This window comes from Brevundimonas sp. AVps31, from assembly GCF_058681355.1.
In genome coordinates this window covers 2,178,290-2,198,204 of sequence record NZ_CM178736.1, presented here as the reverse complement: position 1 = coordinate 2,198,204, position 19,915 = coordinate 2,178,290, and the positions used below count along the sequence as shown (strand labels likewise).

At 67.9% G+C, this 19,915-nt stretch carries 16 protein-coding genes; 3 read left to right on the top strand and 13 right to left on the bottom strand.

Annotated features, from left to right (window positions below; translation table 11 throughout):
• Window positions 1-93 precede the first annotated feature (93 nt).
• From lgt to pgeF, 3 genes are read left to right on the top strand one after another with little or no spacing between them, the layout of a single operon-like run.
• A complete protein-coding gene (gene lgt / locus ACW174_RS10630) occupies window positions 94-957 on the top strand; it encodes a prolipoprotein diacylglyceryl transferase (protein WP_492014404.1) in 864 nt (287 codons plus the stop codon).
• Between the two features lie 4 nt (window positions 958-961).
• Complete coding sequence (locus ACW174_RS10625) at window positions 962-2,035, top strand: class I SAM-dependent methyltransferase (protein WP_492014403.1); 1,074 nt, start codon at window positions 962-964, stop codon at window positions 2,033-2,035.
• Window positions 2,032-2,802 carry a peptidoglycan editing factor PgeF gene (gene pgeF, locus ACW174_RS10620; RefSeq protein ID WP_492014402.1) on the top strand — a complete coding sequence of 257 codons (771 nt, stop codon included), beginning with the start codon at window positions 2,032-2,034 and terminating at the stop codon, window positions 2,800-2,802. The genes ACW174_RS10625 and pgeF overlap by 4 nt, the downstream gene beginning before the upstream one ends.
• A gap of 29 nt (window positions 2,803-2,831) precedes the next feature.
• On the opposite strand, the gene lpxC is transcribed toward pgeF, so the two are convergent.
• From lpxC to ACW174_RS10555, 13 genes are all read right to left on the bottom strand, one after another.
• Entirely contained in the window at window positions 2,832-3,731 is a 900-nt protein-coding gene (gene lpxC, locus ACW174_RS10615; protein ID WP_492014401.1) for a UDP-3-O-acyl-N-acetylglucosamine deacetylase, read from the bottom strand.
• 233 nt (window positions 3,732-3,964) lie between these two features.
• Complete coding sequence (gene ftsZ, locus ACW174_RS10610) at window positions 3,965-5,548, bottom strand: cell division protein FtsZ (RefSeq protein WP_492014400.1); 1,584 nt, start codon at window positions 5,546-5,548, stop codon at window positions 3,965-3,967.
• 378 nt (window positions 5,549-5,926) lie between these two features.
• On the bottom strand, window positions 5,927-9,268 hold the full coding sequence (locus tag ACW174_RS10605; RefSeq protein WP_492014399.1) for a TonB-dependent receptor domain-containing protein: 3,342 nt from the start codon (window positions 9,266-9,268) through the stop codon (window positions 5,927-5,929).
• 260 nt (window positions 9,269-9,528) lie between these two features.
• Window positions 9,529-10,836, bottom strand: coding sequence for a cell division protein FtsA (gene ftsA / locus ACW174_RS10600; RefSeq protein ID WP_492014398.1), 1,308 nt, complete (start codon window positions 10,834-10,836; stop codon window positions 9,529-9,531).
• A 32-nt stretch (window positions 10,837-10,868) separates the two neighbouring features.
• Window positions 10,869-11,753, bottom strand: a complete 885-nt coding sequence (locus ACW174_RS10595) for a cell division protein FtsQ/DivIB (protein ID WP_492014397.1) — start codon at window positions 11,751-11,753, stop codon at window positions 10,869-10,871.
• On the bottom strand, window positions 11,741-12,679 hold the full coding sequence (locus tag ACW174_RS10590; protein ID WP_492014396.1) for a D-alanine--D-alanine ligase: 939 nt from the start codon (window positions 12,677-12,679) through the stop codon (window positions 11,741-11,743). The genes ACW174_RS10595 and ACW174_RS10590 overlap by 13 nt, the downstream gene beginning before the upstream one ends.
• Window positions 12,680-12,786: 107 nt before the next feature.
• Complete coding sequence (murB, locus tag ACW174_RS10585; protein ID WP_492014395.1) at window positions 12,787-13,689, bottom strand: UDP-N-acetylmuramate dehydrogenase; 903 nt, start codon at window positions 13,687-13,689, stop codon at window positions 12,787-12,789.
• On the bottom strand, window positions 13,686-15,116 hold the full coding sequence (gene murC / locus ACW174_RS10580; protein ID WP_492014394.1) for a UDP-N-acetylmuramate--L-alanine ligase: 1,431 nt from the start codon (window positions 15,114-15,116) through the stop codon (window positions 13,686-13,688). The genes murB and murC overlap by 4 nt, the downstream gene beginning before the upstream one ends.
• A gap of 210 nt (window positions 15,117-15,326) precedes the next feature.
• Window positions 15,327-15,992 carry an SMC-Scp complex subunit ScpB gene (gene scpB, locus ACW174_RS10575; protein ID WP_492014393.1) on the bottom strand — a complete coding sequence of 222 codons (666 nt, stop codon included), beginning with the start codon at window positions 15,990-15,992 and terminating at the stop codon, window positions 15,327-15,329.
• The gene (locus ACW174_RS10570; RefSeq protein ID WP_492014392.1) at window positions 15,989-16,810 is read right to left on the bottom strand and encodes a segregation and condensation protein A; all 822 of its coding nucleotides are present in this window, start codon (window positions 16,808-16,810) and stop codon (window positions 15,989-15,991) included. Before ACW174_RS10570 ends, scpB begins: the two co-directional genes overlap by 4 nt.
• A gap of 41 nt (window positions 16,811-16,851) precedes the next feature.
• The gene (gene nagZ / locus ACW174_RS10565; RefSeq protein WP_492014391.1) at window positions 16,852-17,895 is read right to left on the bottom strand and encodes a beta-N-acetylhexosaminidase; all 1,044 of its coding nucleotides are present in this window, start codon (window positions 17,893-17,895) and stop codon (window positions 16,852-16,854) included.
• Window positions 17,896-17,902: 7 nt separating this feature from the next.
• A complete protein-coding gene (locus ACW174_RS10560; protein ID WP_492014390.1) occupies window positions 17,903-18,646 on the bottom strand; it encodes an SPOR domain-containing protein in 744 nt (247 codons plus the stop codon).
• Between the two features lie 80 nt (window positions 18,647-18,726).
• The gene (locus ACW174_RS10555) at window positions 18,727-19,902 is read right to left on the bottom strand and encodes a deoxyguanosinetriphosphate triphosphohydrolase (protein WP_492014389.1); all 1,176 of its coding nucleotides are present in this window, start codon (window positions 19,900-19,902) and stop codon (window positions 18,727-18,729) included.
• Window positions 19,903-19,915 lie beyond the last annotated feature (13 nt).

Below are 19,915 nucleotides of genomic sequence, written 5' to 3'. Positions count from 1 at the left end.
CGAAAGCGCCGATGAGGCGTTACCGAAAATACGGGGACGGGATCGGCGACGCTTGCTAAACCACGCTCCGACGAACCGCCTTCAGGAGCGCCCGTGCAATTTCCCGAGTTCAATCCGGTCTGGTTCAGCATCGGTCCGCTGGACATCCGCTGGTACGCCCTCGCCTATGTCGCCGGCATCGTTCTGGGCTGGTGGTATGCCGCCCGGATCATCAAGACCGAGCGCCTGTGGGCGCCCGGCAAGGCGCCGATCAACACGCAGCAGCTGGACGATCTGGTCCTGTGGGTGACGCTGGGCATCATCCTGGGCGGCCGCCTCGGGTTTGCGCTCTTCTACCAGCCGCATCTGTACGGCCAGTTGTTCGGCGGGCCTGACAATTTCGCCCTCTTCCGGCTCTGGGACGGCGGCATGTCCTTCCACGGCGGCCTGATCGGCTGCACCGTGGCGGTGGTGGTCTTCGCCCTGCGCTCGAAGGTGCGCGTCCTGACCGTCGGCGACATCGCCCTGGCCGCCGCTCCGTTCGGCCTGATGTTCGGCCGGCTGGCCAACTTCATCAACGGCGAGCTGTGGGGCCGCGAGACGACCGTCCCGTGGGCCGTCCGCTTCTGCAACGGCCTGATCGAGCGCACCTACGGCTTCTGCCCCGCCGGCAACGAACCCCGCCACCCCAGCCAGCTGTATGAGGCCGGTCTGGAGGGCATCTTCCTGATGGGCATCCTCGCCTTTGCGATCTGGAAGGTCGGTCTGCTGCGCAAGCCGGGCTATGTCACCGGTCTCTTCCTGCTGGGCTACGGCGTCATCCGCGCCTCGCTGGAGAATGTCCGCCAGCCGGACGTCGGTCTGGACCACCTGCCCTTCGGCCTGACCATGGGCATGATCCTGTCGACGCCGATGATGCTGATCGGCGCCTGGCTGATCTGGCGGGCCTGGAGCCGTCCGCCCGTGACGGCCGCCTGATCCGATGAGCCTCAGGGAACGGCTGGCGCGCGAGATCGCCCTGACCGGGCCGATGACGGTCGCCGACTATATGACCCGCTGCCTGCACGATCCGCAGGGCGGCTACTATGCGACACGCCCGGCGCTCGGCGCGACCGGCGACTTCATCACCGCCCCGATGATCAGCCAGATGTTCGGCGAACTGATCGGCCTGTGGGCGATCGAGCTGTGGAATCGTCTGGGCGCGCCAGAGCGGGTGCGGCTGGTCGAGGTCGGACCCGGCGACGGGACCCTGATGGCCGACGCCCTGCGCGCCGCCCGTCTGGCGCCCGACTTCCTGCAGGCCGTCGACCTGATCCTGATCGAACCCAGCGCCCCGCTGCGCGCGGCCCAGGCCCGGATGCTGGCGGACAGTGATGTCCATCCCCGGTGGGTGTCCTCGCTGGACAAGGTCGAGACCGACGCCCCGGTGATCCTGATCGCCAACGAAGTTCTCGACTGCCTGCCCGCCCGCCAGTTCGTGAAGACGGAGGACGGCTGGGCCGAACGGCGCATCGGCGTCACCGACGACGGCGACCTGCAGTTCGGTCTGGTGACCATCACCGGCGGCTTCAAACGCCCCGAATACGATGTCGAGCCCGGGCAGACGGTCGAGATCTCGGAGCAGCAGGCCGCCTTCGGTAGAGATCTGGCCTCCCTGATCAAGGCCGCATCCGGCGCGGCCCTGCTGATCGACTACGGGCGCGCCAGGGCGGAGGCGGGCGACACCCTGCAAGCCCTGCGGCGACACCAGAAGGTCGATCCCCTGGCCGATCCCGGCGAGGCCGACCTGACCCAGTGGGCCGACTTCCCCACCGTGCAGGAGGCCGCCGTCCACGCAGGCGCGGACGTCACCGGCTGTCTGGACCAGGGCGAGTTCCTGCACCTGCTGGGCATCGAGGCCCGCGCTGACAGGCTCAAGGCAGGTCGCCCCGACGCCGCTCCGGTCATCGACCGCCAGCTCGCTCGCCTGACCGCCGACGACCAGATGGGAAGCCTGTTCAAGGCCTGTGCGATCTTCTCTCCGCGCACCCTCGTCGTGCCGGGGTTCGAGGAATGAGCCTTACTCCGATCACCCATCCCCTGCTGGAGCGGGCCGGGGTCCGCCACGGCTTCTTCACGCGTCAGGGCGGCGTCTCGACAGGCCTTTACGAGGGGCTCAACACCGGCGTCGGCTCCAATGACGCCCCTGTCGCCGTGGCCGAGAACCGCGCCCGTGTGGCCCGCTGGTTCGGCCGCGAGGCCGACGACCTGGCCGCCTGCTACCAGATTCATTCCGCCGTCTGCCGGGTGGCCGAGGCCGGCTGGAAGGGCGAGCGGCCCGAGGGCGACGCCACCGTCACCGCGACGACCGGCGTCATCTGCGGCGTCCTCACCGCCGACTGCGCGCCGATCCTTCTGGCCGATGCGGACGCCGGCGTCGTCGGCGCGGCCCACGCGGGCTGGAAGGGCGCCCTGGGCGGCATCGTCCACTCCACCGTCGCCGCCATGCAGGCCCAGGGCGCCGAACCGTCGCGCATCGTCGCGGTCGTCGGCCCCTGCATCGCCCAGGCCTCCTACGAGGTCGGCGCGGACTTCCAGGCGCGGTTCGCCCACCATGACCCGGGCAGCGAGCGCTTCTTCCTCCCCGGCTCCGCCCCCGACAAACGCCTGTTCGACCTGCCCGCCTTCGTCCTGTGGCGACTGGAACAGGCGGGCGTGGGCGAAGCCGTCTGGACCGGCCATGACACCCGCGCGGACGAGGCCCGTTTCTTCTCGAACCGCCGGGCGTATCTGAACGGAGAGCCGGACTTCGGCCGGCTGATGAGCGCGATCGCGCTCAGCTAACCCTCTCCTGATGGGAGAGGCGCGGGGTTTTAGCCCGCCATTGCGAACTGCGGCACGCGCGTCGTCTCGCGCCACGCCTGCGGGTTGGCCAGCAGTTCGCGGACCAGCAGGTTGTTGATCGCGTGGCCGGCCTTCACGCCCTCGTAGCGGCCCAGCAGGGGCGCGCCGAGCACGTACAGGTCGCCGATGGCGTCCAGCGCCTTGTGCTTCACGAACTCGCGCTCCATGCGCAGCCCGCCGGGATTCAGGATCTGGTCGCCGTCGATGACCACGGCGTTTTCCAGCGAACCGCCGCGGGCCAGACCGGCCTTGCGCAGGGCCTCGACCTCATGGGCGAAGCCGAAGGTGCGGGCGGCCATGATCTCCTTGCGGAAGGTTTCCTCGTCGACGACGAAGTCCACGACCTGATTGCCGATGACCGGCGTGGCGAAGTCGATCTCGAACCGCATCTCATAGCGGTCGCAGGGCAGCAGGACGGCGGACTTGTCGCCCTCCTGCACCCGGATCGGTTCAAGGATTTCAATGTAGCGGACCGGGGCTTCCTGTTTGCGGAAACCGGCGCGGTCCAGCAGCTGGACGAATTGCAGCGCCGAACCGTCCAGGATCGGCAGTTCAGGTCCATCCACCTCCACCACGGCGTTCGACACGCCCAGGGCGGCGAAGGCGGCCATCAGGTGTTCGATGGTCGACAGACGCACGCCCGCCGCGTTCTCGATCATGGTGTTCAGGCGCGCGTCAACCACAGCCTCGCCCGAGACGGGGATGCGGTTGTCGCGGTCGGTGATGTCGGTGCGGACGAAGACGATGCCGGTCCCGGTCGGCGCCGGGCGCACGGCCAGGCGTACGCGGTCGCCCGTGTGCACGCCCACGCCGGCGATGATCGCGGGCGCGACGGTCGTCTTCTGGTGATGGTCGTTGCGGACCGACAAGACTCGAACTCTCTGTTTCTGCGCTCCGCCTCTGTGTGCGGAGTTCGCCCCACGTCTTGGTTAGCGATCTCTTCGCAAGCGCGAAATGAAAGTCGGGTTTCGGATTGTTTCGGTCTGAAACAGGGTCCGGCTTCCGGGTCCAGGGCGCGCCCGGTCTCTTTCCCGACCGGAACGAGAAAGGGCGGCCCTTGCGGACCGCCCTCCACTCAAACTTCGACCCTGAAACCTGGTCCCTAGTTCGCCAGCCGGCGCAGGAAGGACGGGATTTCCAGATCGTCCTCGGCGTGGCCCAGTTCGGGCTCGGCGGTCGGCTGGACCTGGCTGGTGTGGCGCATTTCGGTCTGACGACCGTTGGACGACGGATAGCTCGGCTGCGGCTGCTGGCGCTTCTTGCCGAACAGGCTCCAGCCGCTCTTGCGGTGATCCCGGTCGTCGTAGCCGTCGTCATAGGCGGGCTCGGGACGCGGGGCCGGTTGAGCCGCGGCGGCCGCCGCGCGGTCCATGTACAGGTCGCCCTGCGCCTGCGGCGCGGCCTCTGCGGCGGCCGGACGCGGACGGGACTCGAACTCCTCGACCCAGGGGTCGACGATCGGATCCAGCGTGCGCTCTTCAGCGACGTGGATGATCGGCTCGGGAGCGGGCTCGGGCGAACGCGTTACAGACCCCAGCGACGGCTGGGCGGACTGAAAGCTGGGGACGATGGGGGCTTCCTCGGCACGGGCGCGGACCGGATCGGCGGCCCGGGCGGGTTCGGAGCGAACCGGCTCCGACGCGCGCGGCGCAAAGGCCGGGGCCGGACGGCGGCTGTCGAAGGCGCCGCCGGTCGAGGGCGGAGCCTTGGCGACGGCCGAGGTGTCTTCCATGCCGGTCGCGACGACCGAGACGCGGATCTTGCCGTCCAGGGCCGGGTCGAACGCGGCGCCGAAGATGATGTTGGCGTCGGCGTCCACTTCACCGGCGATGGCGTTGGCGGCCTCGTCGACTTCCAGCAGGGTCATGTCCATGCCGCCGGTGATGTTCACCAGCACGGCCTTGGCGCCCTTCAGCGAGGTCTCGTCGAGCAGCGGGTTGGCGATGGCGTTCTGCGCGGCCAGCAGGGCGCGGTCGTCGCCGGTCGCTTCGCCCGTGCCCATCATCGCCTTGCCCATTTCGGACATGACGGCGCGGACGTCGGCGAAGTCGAGGTTGATCAGGCCCGGCAGGATCATCAGGTCGGTGATCGAGCGCACGCCCGAGTGCAGGACCTGGTCGGCCATGCCGAAGGCGTCGGCGAAGGTCGTGCGTTCGTTGGCGACGCGGAACAGGTTCTGGTTCGGAATGACGATCAGGGTGTCGACATAGCGCTGCAGCTCGGCGATGCCGGCCTCGGCGAGACGCATGCGGTGACGCCCCTCGAAGGTGAAGGGCTTGGTCACGACGCCGACGGTCAGGATGCCGCGGTCACGCGCGCATTTGGCGATGACGGGGGCCGCGCCGGTGCCGGTGCCGCCGCCCATGCCGCAGGTGATGAAGACCATATGGGCGCCGTCCAGGTGCCCGAAGATTTCCTCGGCGGATTCCTCGGCGGCGTTCATGCCGACCTCGGGATGGGCGCCGGCGCCCAGGCCTTGCGTGATGGTCTCGCCCAGCTGGATGCGGCGGTCGGTCTTGGCGAACGACAGGTGCTGCGCGTCGGTGTTGGCGACCACGAACTCAACGCCTTCGAGACCGGCGTCGATCATGTTGTTGACGGCATTGCCGCCGGCGCCGCCGACACCGAACACAACGATGCGGGGCTTCAGTTCAGTGGCTTGCGGACGCACCAGCGAGAGAGACATTTGTTCCGACCTTATTCCGACCCTGCCCTTGCAGTCCCGATGCGAAGTCCCCGCCGATTCGCATTGGTTATGAGCGCGTTAAGGAAGCGCCCGAACTGCTTAAGAGAGTGTTACCCGATAGGCTGAGTCGGAGCGCCGGACAGCAAAATCGTTAACCTGGGCCGCAGAAAACCCGGGATTCCCGCGACTTGGAAAGCTTGGCCGTTAACCATGGGGCGGAGCGCGCCCCGCACGCGAACTTCGGGGGACCGGACTTCGGCGACGGCCATGGCGGGCAGCGGACGGCCAGCGGCCTCCATCAGCAGCAGCGCCGGCTGCGGTGCAACGAAAAAGGGCGGCTCTTGCGAGCCGCCCTTTCCGTTCCGGATCAGACCGAACTTACCAGGGACGGTAGTTCAGGCCGACGAAGAAGCGACGACCGAACGGGTCGAAGTTCGAGTAGAGCGTCGTGCCCAGCCACGAAGCCTGTTCGGCATCGAAGGCGTTCACAACACCGGTACGCAGCGTCAGTTGGTCGTTCACGTTGTAGCGGACCGTGAAGTCGTGGCGGGCGTAGTCACCCGTCTCGCGGTACACGGGGTCGTAACGATCCGGGTTCGTGATGAAGTCACGGATGGTCACGATGTCCTGCGACGCCTGCCAGTCCATGGTCCAGTTCACGCTCCAGACGTCGTTCGGCGAGTAGGTCACCTGCGAGGTGAAACGAACGCGCGGGTAGAACAGGGTGGAGCCGATTTCCGTACCGTCGGACGGATCCGCCGGGTTCAGGAAGTTTTCCTGCTCGATCAGCCACAGACCGCTGATCGAGGTATCGATCCGGCCCCAGTTGTGGCCGGTCATTTCTTCCAGGTCCATGCTGTAGCGTGCCGAGAAGTCCAGACCCTTGGTCGAACGCGAAGCGTAGTTCAGCGCCGACTGGAAGAAGGCCGGGTCACCCGACGGCGCACCGACGTGGAAGGCGCGGGCCGGGTTGGCGTCATCACGGATAACCCGCGAGCAGGAGTCCGTGTTCAGGACGGTGCCGCTGACGCAGTTGTCAGCCAGACCGATCAGGCTCGGGAACTCGATCACGTCCTCGATCTCGATCTCGTAGTAGTCGAGAACGATGCTCAGGTTCGGAATCCAGCGGGGCTGGATCACGGTCGAGAAGGTGAAGGATTCCGACTGTTCCGGACGCAGGTCCGGGTTGCCGCCGGTAACGCCCGGAATGCCCGCGGTGTAGGACGGAATGAAGTCATCCGCCGTGGTCGCCGTGGTGCTGCCGAAGTCGAAGGCCAGGCCTTGGTCAGCGGCCAGAGCGGTACAGTTGGCGATCCGGTTGGCGCGGATTTCGGCGCCTTGCAGGGCGATCTGCGCGGTGGCGCAGGGATCGACGAAGCCGTTACCGAAGGTCTGCGAGAAGGGCGAGAAGTTTTCGCCCAGATCCGGAACGCGAACCGAGGTGTTGAACGAGGTCTTGAAGGTGATGTCGCGGACCGGGCGGTAGACCAGGTTCACGCCATAGACGTCGAGGCTTCCGACCGTGGTGTAGTCGGCGTAGCGGTACGAACCGCTCAGTTCGGCGTATTCACCCAGCCAGTTGTCGCGGAACAGCGGCACCGACAGTTCGGCGAAGACTTCTTCGCTTTCGTACTCCGCGCCCGTGAAGTTCGGGCCGGTGTTCAGGAAGAGGTAGCGGCCGGCGGTGTCGAAGTCACGGCCGATGGCGTCGGTATACTCGCGGCGGTATTCACCACCCACGGCCACGCCGATGGCGCCAGCGCCCCAGAAGTCCCACAGCTGACCCGAGATCGAGCCGATCAGTTGCTCTTGCTCGTTGTGTTCGATCGTGCCGACCGAAGCATCGATGTAGGCGAGAGCGGCTTCGCTCTGGTTGCCCTTGCCGAAGATGTTCAGCGGGCGGCAGTCCTGGATGTCCTGGGCGCTGTAGCCGGACAGGTCGGGATCACCGAGGGATTGACCGCCGAAGATGCCGCTGTCGAAGGTCGGGGTTGCGCCCGAGGCCGCGATCAGTTGAGCGCGGCAGACGATCGCGCCGACAGTGCCCAGCGCGCCGGTGGTGTCGACGACGGAGTCCGCGGCGAGCGCCATACGAACGACGTCGATGCCGCCTTCCTTGTTGGTGACTTCAACTTCACCGTAGGTGTAGCCGATGTCCCAGCTGATGTTGCTGACGAAGCCGAGCTGGTCAGCCTGGCCGCGCAGACCGGCCACGAAGCGGCTCAGGGTGCGCTCGTTTTCCTGGAAGCGGTCCGGACCGAACATCGAGTGACGGGCCAGTTGCACCAGCGAGGTGGTCGTGGGCGTGCTCGGCGAGGTCTGGGTCGGAGCGGTGTAGTTCTGGATGCGGTTGGCCGCGATCGCGTCCTTGACGTTTTGCGGCAGGAACGCGTTGTCCGACCAGCGCAGGTCGATCGAGGACGCGCCCCAGATCGAGTTCAGCGAGGTGGCGCCGTACGAGGTGTTGTCCAGGTCGAAGTCGAAGAAGGTCGGCTGCGAGACATCGAAGGTTTGTTCGATGATGTGCTTGGCTTCAGCGTAGAACTGGATGCTGTCGGTGACGTCGAAGTTGGCGCCGACCTGATAGCGTTGCGATTCCGAGTCCGGCAGACGCGACAGGGTCGAGAAGGCGGCGGGGTTGTCGCCGTCACCACCGTAGTTGAACGGACGGCTGATGCCGCTCACGCCGATACGGGTGCCGAAGTTGGCGGGACGGGCGGTCGTGCCGTCGTACCAGAAGGTCTTGCCCGGCTCGACAGCGTAGCAGCTCGCCGCATAGGTGAAGTTACAGCTCGAGCCGGTGAACGCGGCCTGATCGGGGTCGCGGGTCGGGCTCAGGGCCGTCGTGTGGGCCAGGGTCGTCTGACCCCATTGCGGACGGTCCATACGGACCGGGCCGCGGAACAGCATCGCGTCCAGCACGCCGTCACGGTTCGGACCGATCGCGGCGTTGGTCGGATCGGCGTCCATGCCCAGCAGGTAGTAGCCGTCGTTGATCCAGTCGATGTCGAACGACGTGACCTGCTCTTGCTTTTCGTATTCGGCGTGAGCGTAGAGGTTCAGACGGTCGTCGAGGAAGTTGCCGCCGATCAGGGCCGAGGCGCGGTACGAGGCTTGGCCGCCGTCGTTGATCTGGCCGTAGTTGACGTCGAGTTCGAGACCTTCGAAGTCGCGACGCAGGACGAAGTTCAGGACGCCCGAGACGGCGTCAGCGCCGTAAACCGACGACGCGCCGCCGGTGACGATTTCGACATTCTCGATCAGCAGGCGCGGGATGGTGTCGACGTCGACGGCCAGCGAACCACCGTTCGAGCCGACGTGGCGACGGCCGTCAACCAGCGTCAGGGTGCGGTTCGAACCCAGCGAGCGCAGGTTGGCCAGCGACAGACCACCGTCACCCAGGCCCGAGCCCGTGGTGTCCGACGGAACGACCGAGTTCGACAGGGCCGGGATGGTGGCCAGGTAGTCGATGACAGTCGCCTGACCGGTGGTACGCAGGTCTTCACCCGAAACCTGGATCAGCGGGGTCGGCGCGTTCGTCGGGTCACGACGGATACGCGAGCCGGTGACGACGACTTCGCCGATTTCAGTGGCTTGAGCATCTTGCTGGCCCTGAACGGTCACGCCCGGCAGTTGGCTTTGCGCGAAGGCCGGAGCCGCCACAGCCATGACCCCGGCGAGGATCGTAGTTCCAAAGAGGTACTTGCGTTTGATTAGCATGTGTTGGGGCCCCAAACATAATGAATGCAAGACGCAGGGCCCCAACCCGAGGGCGGCGCACTGCTTCGGACTCCACGCTAGCAGCAAAGAGCCTGCGAACAAGGGATTGTGGCCGCTTGGCGACCAATCGAGACCTCAGTTGTTACAATCCGGACACACTCTCGCCACGCAGGAGAGAAAAACGGCGAGATAAGGCGGGATCACGGCAAAGCTCCGCCCCGCGCCCCGTTCAAACGAGGCCCGGCGGCCGTTTCAGCGCCTTAAAGGTTCTCGCGCAGCCAGCCCGCGGCCCGGGCGACCAGACCGCCGGTGTGGGCGCGCGGCGCGTCCGCTGCGGTGATCTGACGCGACATCAGCTTACGGGCCGATACCGCTTCACGCGGGCCATAGGCGGCCCGCAGCAGCACACCCGCCGCCGAGCAGAAGGCCGGGCCCGAGGCGGCGTCGGCGAGGTGGGGCGCGCGCTGGGGCTTGCCCAGCCGGACGCGTCGATCGAACACCCGCATGGCCAGCTCCGCCACGCCGTTCAGCTGGCTGGCCCCGCCGGTCAGCACCAGGCCCGCGCCGGGCTCGAGGCCGACGCCCGCGTTGCGCAGGCGATCCCGCAGCAGCTCCAGCGTCTCCTCGACGCGAGGCGCGATCACAGTCTTCAGCATGGCCCGCGGCACCACCACCGGCTCGGCCGACGGGTCCTCGCCACGCGGCGGAGCCTCCAGCATCTCGCGATCTTCATTGGCGCTGGCCATGGCCGACCCGTGCAGGGTCTTCAGCCGCTCGGCCCCGGCGCGCGAGGTCTGCAGGCCGCGCGCGATATCGGCGGTGACGTGATCGCCACCGACGTTCAGCGATTCGATATGCAGCAGGGAACGCCCGCCCCAGACCGCCGCCGAGGTCGCGCCGCCGCCCATGTCGATGCAGACGCAGCCCAGATCCATCTCGTCGTCTTCAAGCGCCGCCAGCGACGACGCCACCGGGGCGGCCACCACGCCCTGAAGGTCGAGGTGCGCCAGCTCGAGGCAATGGCTGAGCGCCATGAAGGCGCTTTCCGCCATGGAAACGACCAGCAGGTCCAGCCCCAGCGAGTGGCCCCGCATCGACCGGGGATCATGCACGCCGCGCGCGCCGTCCACCGACCAGGCGATGGGCAGGACGTGGATGGGGCGGCGGTTGGGCAGACGAATCTGCGCCAAGGCCATGGCGATGGCGCGGGCCAGATCGGCGTCGCCGACCGGGTTCTGGCTCAGGGAGACGCGGGACTGCACCCGGTGGCTGGCCATCTGGCCGATCGCCGTGGTCACGACGACGCCCGACACCGGCGAGCCGGCGGCGCGCTCGGCGCGCTCGACGGCGTGACCGATGGCCTGGGCGGCCTCGTCCATGCTGATGATGCCGCCGCCCTTGATGCCGCGCGACTGGACGTGGCCCGCCCCCGCGACCCGGATGGTCCGGTCGGCATGGCGCACGCCCTCGGGCTTCATGATGAAGCAGCCGACCTTGGACTGGCCGAGATCGAGCGCGGCCACGACCGGCGCCCGGCTGGCGGCCCGGCCATCAACTGTTTTGTCCATAGACCGTCCGGTCATGCCCTGCCCTCGAGTATTCATGCGTCACCCGACGAGGGCCGGACGGCGACCTCTTCCGGGGTTCTAAGATCGATGCGGGCGAAGCCCAGTTCCAGCAGTCGGCGGCGCTGGTCCATCTCGTCGAGCTGGATCAGGGCGGCGTCCTGATTGGTGGCCGGCAGCTGGATCAGGCTGCCGTCCTTCAGACGCAGGTCCCAGCGGCGGTCGTCGACGCGCACCAGCGCTTCAAGCCGGCTCATCAGGCGCGGACGCTGGGCGACCAGCGGCAGGATTTCGGCGGCGGCCTGCTCGGCCCCCTCCCCCACCACCAGCGGCAGGTTGGGATAACGGCCGGCGTCGGCGCCCGCGATCACCCGGCCGTGGCCGTCGATCACCACATTGCGTCCGCCGGTCTGCCAGACCGCCATGCGGTCATGCTCGGTCACATCGACGATCAGGGTGTTGGGCAGCAGACGCACCACCCGCACCGACTTGACCCAACCCACGGCCTCGACCCGCTGACGAACAGCGTTCAGGTCGATGGAGGTCATGGCCTGGCCGGCGTTCAACTGGACGGCCTGACGGATGGCGGCGTTGGCCTCGGCGCTCTCGCCCTCGATGAAGACCTTCTCCAGCTTCAGACCCATGGCAACCGCCATGCCGTCGAGACCGTCATGCATCGAGGCGCCGATCCGCTCGGCGCGCGCGCCGGTGGCCAGCACGCCGCCCAGCAGGAGCACGCCCGCCGCTATGGAAATCACCACCGCGCGCGGCGACAGATCCAGCTTGCCGATGGCGGCCATCTTGCCGGGCACGGCAGAGGCGTTACGGGGCGCGCGACCGCGTCCCTTGGGAGGAGGCGCGCCGCGTTTTGCGGGCTGGTTCGAACTCTGTCGCCGACCGCCGCGAACTACCGCGGGCATGAGGCGTCCTCCACCATCCACCGGACCAGGTCTTTATACGCCATCCCGCAGTAGGCGGCCTGCTCGGGAACGAGCGAGGTCGGCGTCATGCCGGGCTGGGTGTTGACCTCCAACAGGACCAGAACGTCCTTAACATCGTCATAACGGAAGTCGGACCGGCTAACGCCCCGGCAACCCAATGCCTTGTGCGCCAGCTCGGATTCCCTGAGCGCCGCTTCGAAAACATGGGCGGGCAGTTCGGCCGGAAGCTTGTGGACGGATCCGCCGGGCGCGTACTTGGCCTCGTAATCGTAGAAGCCCTTCACCGGCGTGATGTCGGTCACGGTCAGGGCGCGCGGCCCGGACGCCTCGCCCAGCACGGTGACGCACAGCTCCTTGCCCGGGATGTAGGGCTCGACCATCACCTCTTCGCCATAGGTCCAGTCGGGCGAGCCGACCTCGGTCTGCGGCCCGTTGGCGCCTTCAGGCACCAGATAGACCCCGACGGACGAACCCTCGGCGTTCGGCTTGATCACATAGGGCGGCGGGATGACGTGGCGACGCGCGACCTCGTGCCGGTCGAACAGACCACCGCCCGGCACCTCCACGCCCGCGGCGCGCAGCACGGACTTGGTCTTGTCCTTGTCCATGGTCAGGGCCGAGGCCAGCAGGCCGGAGTGGGTATAGGGAATCTGCAGCGTCTCGAGGATGCCCTGGACGCAGCCGTCCTCGCCCCATTCGCCGTGCAGGGCGTTCAGCACCACGTCCGGCTTCAGCTCGGCCAGCACCTGGGCCAGATCCCGCCCGGCGTCGACGCGGCTGACCTTGGCCACCTGCCCCTCAAGGGCGTCGGCGCAACCTTTGCCGGAACTCAGGGAGACTTCCCGCTCGGACGACAGCCCGCCCATCAGGACGGCGACATGAAGCTCAGCAAGGGGACGGGTCATGGTCGGCTCCGGGCATCTTCAGCGCCCCTCCACCGATTGCCTCGGGGACGGTTAAGAAGCCTTAACCAGATGCCCGTCGTGGCGAGATAAATTGGGAGTGAGCGGGATCAGGCCGCGCGGCCGATCCGCTTGATCTCCCAGTCCAGCTGAACGCCGGTCTTGGCCTTCACGTCGGCCCGGACGGCCTCGCCCAGCCCCTCGATGTCTGCAGCGGTCGCCTCGCCGGGGTTGATCATGAAGTTGGAGTGGAGCTCGCTGAACATGGCCCCGCCGCCCGTGACGGCGTGGAGCTTGCCGCGCCAGCCCGCCTCGTCGACCAGTTTCCAGCTGGAATGCCCCTCGGGGTTCTTGAAGGTCGAGCCGCCGGTCTTCTCGCGGATCGGCTGGGTGGTCTCGCGGCGGCTTGTGATCTCGTTGATCTTCGCCGTGACGGTCTCCGGGTCCGTCGGAACGCCGCGATAGACGGCCTCGATCCAGATGATGTCGGCGGGCGCCTCGCTGTGGCGATAGGTGTAGCCGAAGTCGGCCAGCTCATAGTCCACCCGCTCGCCCTGACGGTTCAGCCCCCAGGCCGACACCAGAACGTCCTTCGTCTCGGAGCCGTAGCAGCCGGCGTTCATGGTCAGGGCGCCGCCGATGGTGCCCGGAATGCCGGCATAGAACTCCAGCCCGCCGATGCCCGCCTTCGCGCTGGCCTTGGCCACCATGCTGTCCAGCGCGCCCGCGCCGGACGTGATGGTGTCGCCCTCGGTCGTGATCTGCGCCCAAGGACGCCCGGCCAGCCGGATCACCACGCCCTCGACCCCGCCGTCGCGCACGATGACGTTCGAGCCGACGCCGAGCACGGTGACGGGCGTGGACGGGTCCAGCGCCTTCAGGAAATCCGCCAGATCGGCCGCGTCCGCCGGAATGAACAGCGCATCCGCCGCCCCGCCCACCCGGAACCAGGTGTAAGGCCCCAGCGGCTCGTTCCGCAGCAGCTTGCCGCGGACGTCGGGATAGCCGCTCAAGACAGCGCCTCCAGCTGCGACGGCAGGGCGTAGGCCCAGCTCGTGATGTCGCCGGCGCCCAGCAGGACGACCAGATCGCCCGGCTTCGCCTCTTCCTTGATGGTGCGCGGCAGAACGGCGGCGTTCTCCAGCGGCTGGACATGGCGATGGCCGAAGCGGCGGATGCCGTCGACCAGCGCATGTTTGTCCACGCCCTCAATGGGGGTTTCACCCGCCGGATAGACGTCGGCCACGATCACCGCGTCGGCGTCCGAGAAGCAGGTCGAGAACTCCTCCATCAGGTCGCGCAGGCGGGTGTAGCGGTGCGGCTGGACCACGGCGATGACGCGGCCCTCGGCGACCTGGCGCGCGGCCTTGAGCACGGCGGCGATCTCGACCGGATGGTGGCCGTAATCGTCGACGACGCGCACGCCGTTGACCACGCCCGTGGTGGTGAAGCGTCGCTTGACCCCGCCGAACCCGGCCAGACCGGCCTTGATGGCCTCGTCCGACACATCCAGCTCGCGCGCCACGGCGATGGCGGCCAGGGCGTTGGAGACGTTGTGCCAGCCGGCCATGGGCAGGTGCAGGCCCTCGATCCGGATCGGCTCGTCCAGCATATGCAGCCCCTGCTGCTGGATCACCACGTCGAAGCGGCACCCGTCGGGGCCCATGTCGCAGTTGTCCGCGCGGACCATGGCCTGCGGATTGATCCCGTAGGTCACCAGTCGCCGGTTATCGATCGAGGCGACCAGCCGCTGCACCTCGGGGTGATCCAGGCAGACGGCGGCGAAGCCGTAGAAGGGGATGTTCTCGACGAAGTCCACGAAGGCTTTCCGCACACCGTCGAAGTCGCCGTAGTGGTCGAGGTGCTCGGGGTCGATGTTGGTGACGATCGCCACAGTCGACTTCAGGCGCAGGAAGCTGCCGTCGCTCTCGTCGGCCTCGACCACGATCCAGTCGCCGTCGCCGACCTTGGCGTTGGTGCCGTAGGCATTGATGATCCCGCCGTTGACCACCGTCGGGTCCAGCCCGCCGGCGTCGAGGATGGCCGCAACCATCGAGGTCGTCGTCGTCTTGCCGTGGGTGCCGCCGACCGCGATCGAGAATTGCAGCCGCATCAGCTCGGCCAGCATTTCGGCCCGACGGACCAGAGGGATGCGGCGCTCGCGGGCGGCCATCATCTCGGGGTTCGAGGCCTTGACCGCGGTCGAATAGACCACCGCCGATACGCCCTCGCCCACATGGGCGGCGTCATGGCCGATGAAGATCTTCGCGCCCAGCTTTTCCAGCCGTTCAGTATTGGCCGACGCCTTGGCGTCCGAGCCCTGAACCGAATAGCCGATCTTGAGCATGATCTCGGCGATGCCGCTCATGCCGATGCCGCCGATGCCGACGAAGTGGACGGGACCGAGGTCAAACGGGACGGGACGAAGGCGAGCGATCATGCCAGCGGACTAGCAGGGGTTTTGGCGGAATGCATCACCTTCGGGCGGCGAGGCGGGAAGTGATTAGTGGTTAGTGATTAGTGGTCCGATGCCGCAGCCGGTTGTGCAGGACGACACCTGCCGGTGAAGCGGCCAGCCACTAATCACTAACCACTAACCACTTGGCCGCTCCGGCGCTCGACGCTCCAGGTGCCGCCGCCCATCCAGCCCTCAGTCCTCCGCCACGAAATCCTGCGCGAACTCCGGCGAGTCTTCCTCCCCCGGCAGCAGCGGCGTTTCGTCGTCGCCGTCGCCGGCGCGGGTCGGGTCCGGCACTTCGAAGCCGACGGGGATGGACAGGTCCAGCAGGCCCGCCGCCTTCATCTCCTGCACGCCCGGCAGGTCATAGAGGCTGGCCAGGCTGAAATGCTCCAGGAATTTGTCGGCGGTCGCATAGGTCACGGGGCGACCCGGCGTGCGCCGCCGGCCCTTCATCTTCACGAACCCCATCTCCAGCAGCAGATCCAGCGTCCCCTTGGACAGGGAGACGCCGCGCACGCTCTCAATCTCGGCCCGGGTGCAGGGCTGGTGGTAGGCGATGATCGCCAAAGTCTCGAGCGCGGCCTTGGACAGGCGACGCGGCTCCTCCCGCTCCTCGGTCATCATGAAACTCAGGTCGGCGGCGGTGCGGAAGCGCCAGCGCTCGGCCACGCACTCCAGCTCCACGCCCCGGTTCTGATACCGCTCGCGCAGGGCCGAAATCGCTCCGCCCACGTCGGCGCCCTCAGGCAGGCGGCGCGCGATCTCGGCGGCCGACAGCGGCCCGGCGGCGGCGAACAGCAACGCCTCGACGCGGCGCTCGATCTCGTCATGGTCCGGGGCGAACTGCAGGCTCATGGGGTCAATTCCAGCGGGAAGCCCTTGCCGCGGCGTTTGAGGAAGATGTCGGCGAAGGCCTCGGCCTGTTTCACATCCATGGTCCCTTCCTTCACCAGCTCGAGGCTGGCCGACAGGGTCGAGGCCGTATAGCTGGCCTGCGACGGTCCCTCTTCTTCATATTTCTCAGGCGCGATCTTCTCCAGCGGCGTCCAGTTCTCCAGCCGGGGCAGGACCTCGCGCAGCCAGTCGCGCGCGGCTTCCAGCTGAAAGGCCTCGACCCGCTGGCCGGGATTGTAGCGCCGCAGTTCCTCACGCCGCCGCTGGGTCACATAGGCGGCCATCAGCTCGTACAGGCTGGCGTCGATGCGATCGGACGGGACGATGACCAGGGCCTCGGGATCGCCGCGCGTGAAGACGTCGCGCTTCAGCTGCGGCCGCGACTGGATCGCCTCGACCGCGCGACGCATGGCTTCCAGCTTTTGCAGGCGGAAGGCCAGCGCCGCCGCCATCTCCTCGGCCGGAACCTCGTCGCCCTTGCCCTTCTCGGTCCGGGGCAGCAGCAGCCGGGACTTCAGATAGGCCAGCCAGGACGCCATCACGAGATAGTCCGCCGCCAGCGCAAAATTCCGCCGCCGCGCCTCGTGCACGAACGACAGGTATTGTTCAGCCAGTTTGGTGATGGACAGCTTCAGCAGGTCGACCTTCTGGGTCCGCGCCAGCGCCAGCAGCACGTGCAGCGGGCCTTCATAGCCTTCCAGATCGACCACGAAGGCGTCGCGCGCATCCGCCTGATCGGCGGCGGCGAAGTCCAGATTGGGCTGAAAGGCGTCGGTCATGCCTTTGACCTGGCGCGCTTCACGCTACTTGAGGTCATGCCCTATGCCTCCGCCACATCCGGCCCCTCCGCCGCGTCCAGCCGACCGGCCAGCACGGCGTCGAAGCGGTCACGAGCCTCGCGGTAGTCCAGCGGTTCGGGCGTGTGGACGATGCGGGCCAGCGCGGCCTCGGCCCGCCGGGCGGCCTTGCCCTTCAGCTTGCCGACCCCCGCCGCGACCTCACGCATCTCGTCCATCACGCCGTTCCAGTGGATGACCAGATCGCAGCCGGCCTTCAGCGAGGCTTCGGCCCGCTCGGTCAGGGTGCCGGACAGGGCGTTCATCACCAGATCGTCCGACAGCAGCAGGCCGGTGAAGCCCAGCCGCTCGCGGATCATGCGGATGGCCTTCTTCGACTGGGTCGCCGGCCGCTTGGCGTCGATGGCGGTGAAGACGATGTGGGCGGTCATGCCGATCGGCATATCCGACAGGGCCTTGAACGGCGCGAAATCCCAGGCGTCCAGCGTGTCCAGATCGGCGTGGACCGTCGGCAGTTCCTTGTGAGTGTCGGCGAAGGCGCGGCCGTGACCGGGCATGTGCTTGATCACCGGCAAAACGCCGCCCGCCAGCAGCCCCTCCGCCGCCGCCCGCCCCAGCTGCGCCACCGTCGCCGGGTCGCGGGCATAGGCGCGGTCGCCGATGATGTCGTGGGCCCCGGGCACCGGCACATCCAGAACCGGCACGCAGTCGACATTGATGCCGACCTCTTTCAGCTCATGCGCCATCAGTCGCGCGCCCAGCCGGACCAGTTCACGCGCCGCCAGCGGGTCATTGGTCGCCTTCAGATAGGCGTCGCCCGGCGGATATTTGGGCCAGTGCGGCGGACCCATCCGCTGCACCCGGCCGCCCTCCTGATCGATCAGGATGGGGGCGTCCGGGTTCTCGATGCTGTCGCGAAGCTCGGCGGTCAGGGCGCGCAGCTGATCGGGGCTCTCCACGTTCCGGCGGAACAGGATGAACCCCCACGGCCGCACCTCGGCGAAGAAGGCCTTCTCCTCCGCCGTCAGCCGATGGCCGCTACAGCCGTAGATCGCCGCCGAGGTCACCGGGCGGTCAGCGGACGATGCAGTCGTCGCCGGCGGCCTTGATCGCACTGCACAGGCTGGTGGCCTGCTCGCGGCTGAGGCCGGTCACGGTCGTGCGGTACAGGGTCGAGCCGCTGGAGGACGTCACCTCCTGCACCCGGCGGCTGGCGCCGCGCGTGAACTGCGGATAGCGGCCCACGATCTGGCCATACTCGCGCTCCGCGATGGCCGGGGTCGAGAAGGCGCCGATCTGCACGCCCGAGGCTCCACCGGTCGCGGGCGCGGGAGTGTCGGTCTTCTCGACCGGAGGCGTCGTGGCGACGGGCGGGGTCGGGCGGGTGGCCGGGGTTTCGATCGGCTGCGGCGCGGGGCGCGGCTGGACCGCTTCGGGCGGCGGCACGAAGGTCGGCGGCGTGGCGGTCGGCTCTGCGCCCGCATAGACGTCGATGCCCGCTTCCGGATCGACGGGCTGGGCGTCCATGGGGGCCGGACCCTTCATTTCGCCCACGGGCGTGCCCACGGCGGGCGGGGCGTCGTTCGAGGACCGCGGGCCGGCGCGGTAATAGACCACCACCGCGATGATCAGCAGCAGCAGGACCACGCCCGAAATAATCAGGGTCAGCGGCGGCGCCTTGGCCCCGCCTCCGGCCGGACCACCGCCCCGGCGCGGATCATAGCCACCGCGATCAAACGGCAGATCGTCGTCCGTCGGTGGCGTATAGGCGCCGCGGTCGCGGCCCGAGTTCGGACGGTAGGGATCTTCGTGGGACATGGCCGCGCCTCAGGAACGTCGCCGACCGCGAATCGCCCGCGTCGGTCAGATAGTTTACCCGTCCCAGCCCGGCTTACGAATCACAGATCCAGTGCGAGGTCGAGGCTGAACAGCTTCTTGTGTTCCTCGATCGCGTAGCGGTCGGTCATTCCCGCGATGTAGTCGCACACGGCGCGGGCGCGTTTGGTCTCGTCGCCGCCCTGGGCCGGCTTCGACCATTCGGGCGGCATCGTCTCGGGCTCGGCCATGAACAGCTGGAACATCTCGGCCAGGATGCGGCGCGCCTGACTGCGCGTCCGGTTGACGCGGTAGTGGCGGTACATCCGCTCGAACAGGAATTTCCGCAACACGCCCAGATCGGCCAGCATGGCCGGCGAGAAGGCGACCAGCGTCCGCGAGGCGGTGCGCACGTCCTCGGTGGAGCGGATGTTGTCCGCCTCCAGCCGCCGCCCGGTCTCGGCCAGCACATCCTCGACCATGACCCCGATCATCCGGCGCACGGCCTCGATCCGCACCATCCGCTCATTGATCGACGGCCAGTCGGCCCGCACGCCGCGCAGGACCGGGCCGATCAGCGGCACCGCCATCAGGTCCTCGAGCGTGAACAGCCCTGCCTGCACCCCGTCGTCGACGTCGTGGTTGTTGTAGGCGATGTCGTCCGCGATGGCCGCGGCCTGCGCCTCCAGCGAGGCGAAACTGTCCAGCCGCAAATCCCAGCCGGGCGCATAGTCGGCGATGGCCTTCCAGGCGGGTTCGTCCAGCCGGTGGCTGACGGGACCGTTGTGCTTGACCACGCCCTCGACCGTTTCCCAGCTCAGGTTCAGGCCGTCGAACTGGGGATAGCGCTCCTCCAGCTTGGTCACGACGCGGAAGGTCTGGACGTTGTGATCGAAGCCGCCCCACGGCGCCATCTGGGCCTGAAGCTCATCCTCGCCCGCGTGGCCGAAGGGCGGATGGCCCAGGTCGTGGGCCAGCGCCACCGTCTCGGCCAGATCCGTATCCAGCCGCAGGGCGTGCGCCAGCGAGCGGGCGATCTGCGCCACTTCCAGGCTGTGCGTCAGGCGGGTGCGATAGTGATCGCCCTCGTGCGCCACGAAGACCTGGGTCTTCTCCTTCAGGCGACGGAAGGCGGTCGCGTGGATGATCCGGTCGCGGTCACGGGCGAAGGCGTTGCGGGTGCGGCTGATCGGCTCCGGCCACAGCCGTCCACGGCTGTGCTCGGGATATTCGGCGTAGGGCGCGCGGTCAGGGATCAAGTTCGTCTGCTCA

Bases quoted from the DNA above. Each gene is read 5' to 3' on its own strand.
- ACW174_RS10625 (WP_492014403.1), top strand. From the start codon at position 962: ATGAGCCTCAGGGAACGGCTGGCGCGCGAGATCGCCCTGACCGGGCCG.
- pgeF (WP_492014402.1), top strand. From the start codon at position 2,032: ATGAGCCTTACTCCGATCACCCATCCCCTGCTGGAGCGGGCCGGGGTC.
- ftsZ (WP_492014400.1), bottom strand. From the start codon at position 5,548: ATGTCTCTCTCGCTGGTGCGTCCGCAAGCCACTGAACTGAAGCCCCGC.
- ACW174_RS10605 (WP_492014399.1), bottom strand. From the start codon at position 9,268: ATGCTAATCAAACGCAAGTACCTCTTTGGAACTACGATCCTCGCCGGG.
- ftsA (WP_492014398.1), bottom strand. From the start codon at position 10,836: ATGGACAAAACAGTTGATGGCCGGGCCGCCAGCCGGGCGCCGGTCGTG.
- ACW174_RS10595 (WP_492014397.1), bottom strand. From the start codon at position 11,753: ATGCCCGCGGTAGTTCGCGGCGGTCGGCGACAGAGTTCGAACCAGCCC.
- ACW174_RS10590 (WP_492014396.1), bottom strand. From the start codon at position 12,679: ATGACCCGTCCCCTTGCTGAGCTTCATGTCGCCGTCCTGATGGGCGGG.
- murC (WP_492014394.1), bottom strand. From the start codon at position 15,116: ATGATCGCTCGCCTTCGTCCCGTCCCGTTTGACCTCGGTCCCGTCCAC.
- scpB (WP_492014393.1), bottom strand. From the start codon at position 15,992: ATGAGCCTGCAGTTCGCCCCGGACCATGACGAGATCGAGCGCCGCGTC.
- ACW174_RS10570 (WP_492014392.1), bottom strand. From the start codon at position 16,810: ATGACCGACGCCTTTCAGCCCAATCTGGACTTCGCCGCCGCCGATCAG.
- ACW174_RS10560 (WP_492014390.1), bottom strand. From the start codon at position 18,646: ATGTCCCACGAAGATCCCTACCGTCCGAACTCGGGCCGCGACCGCGGC.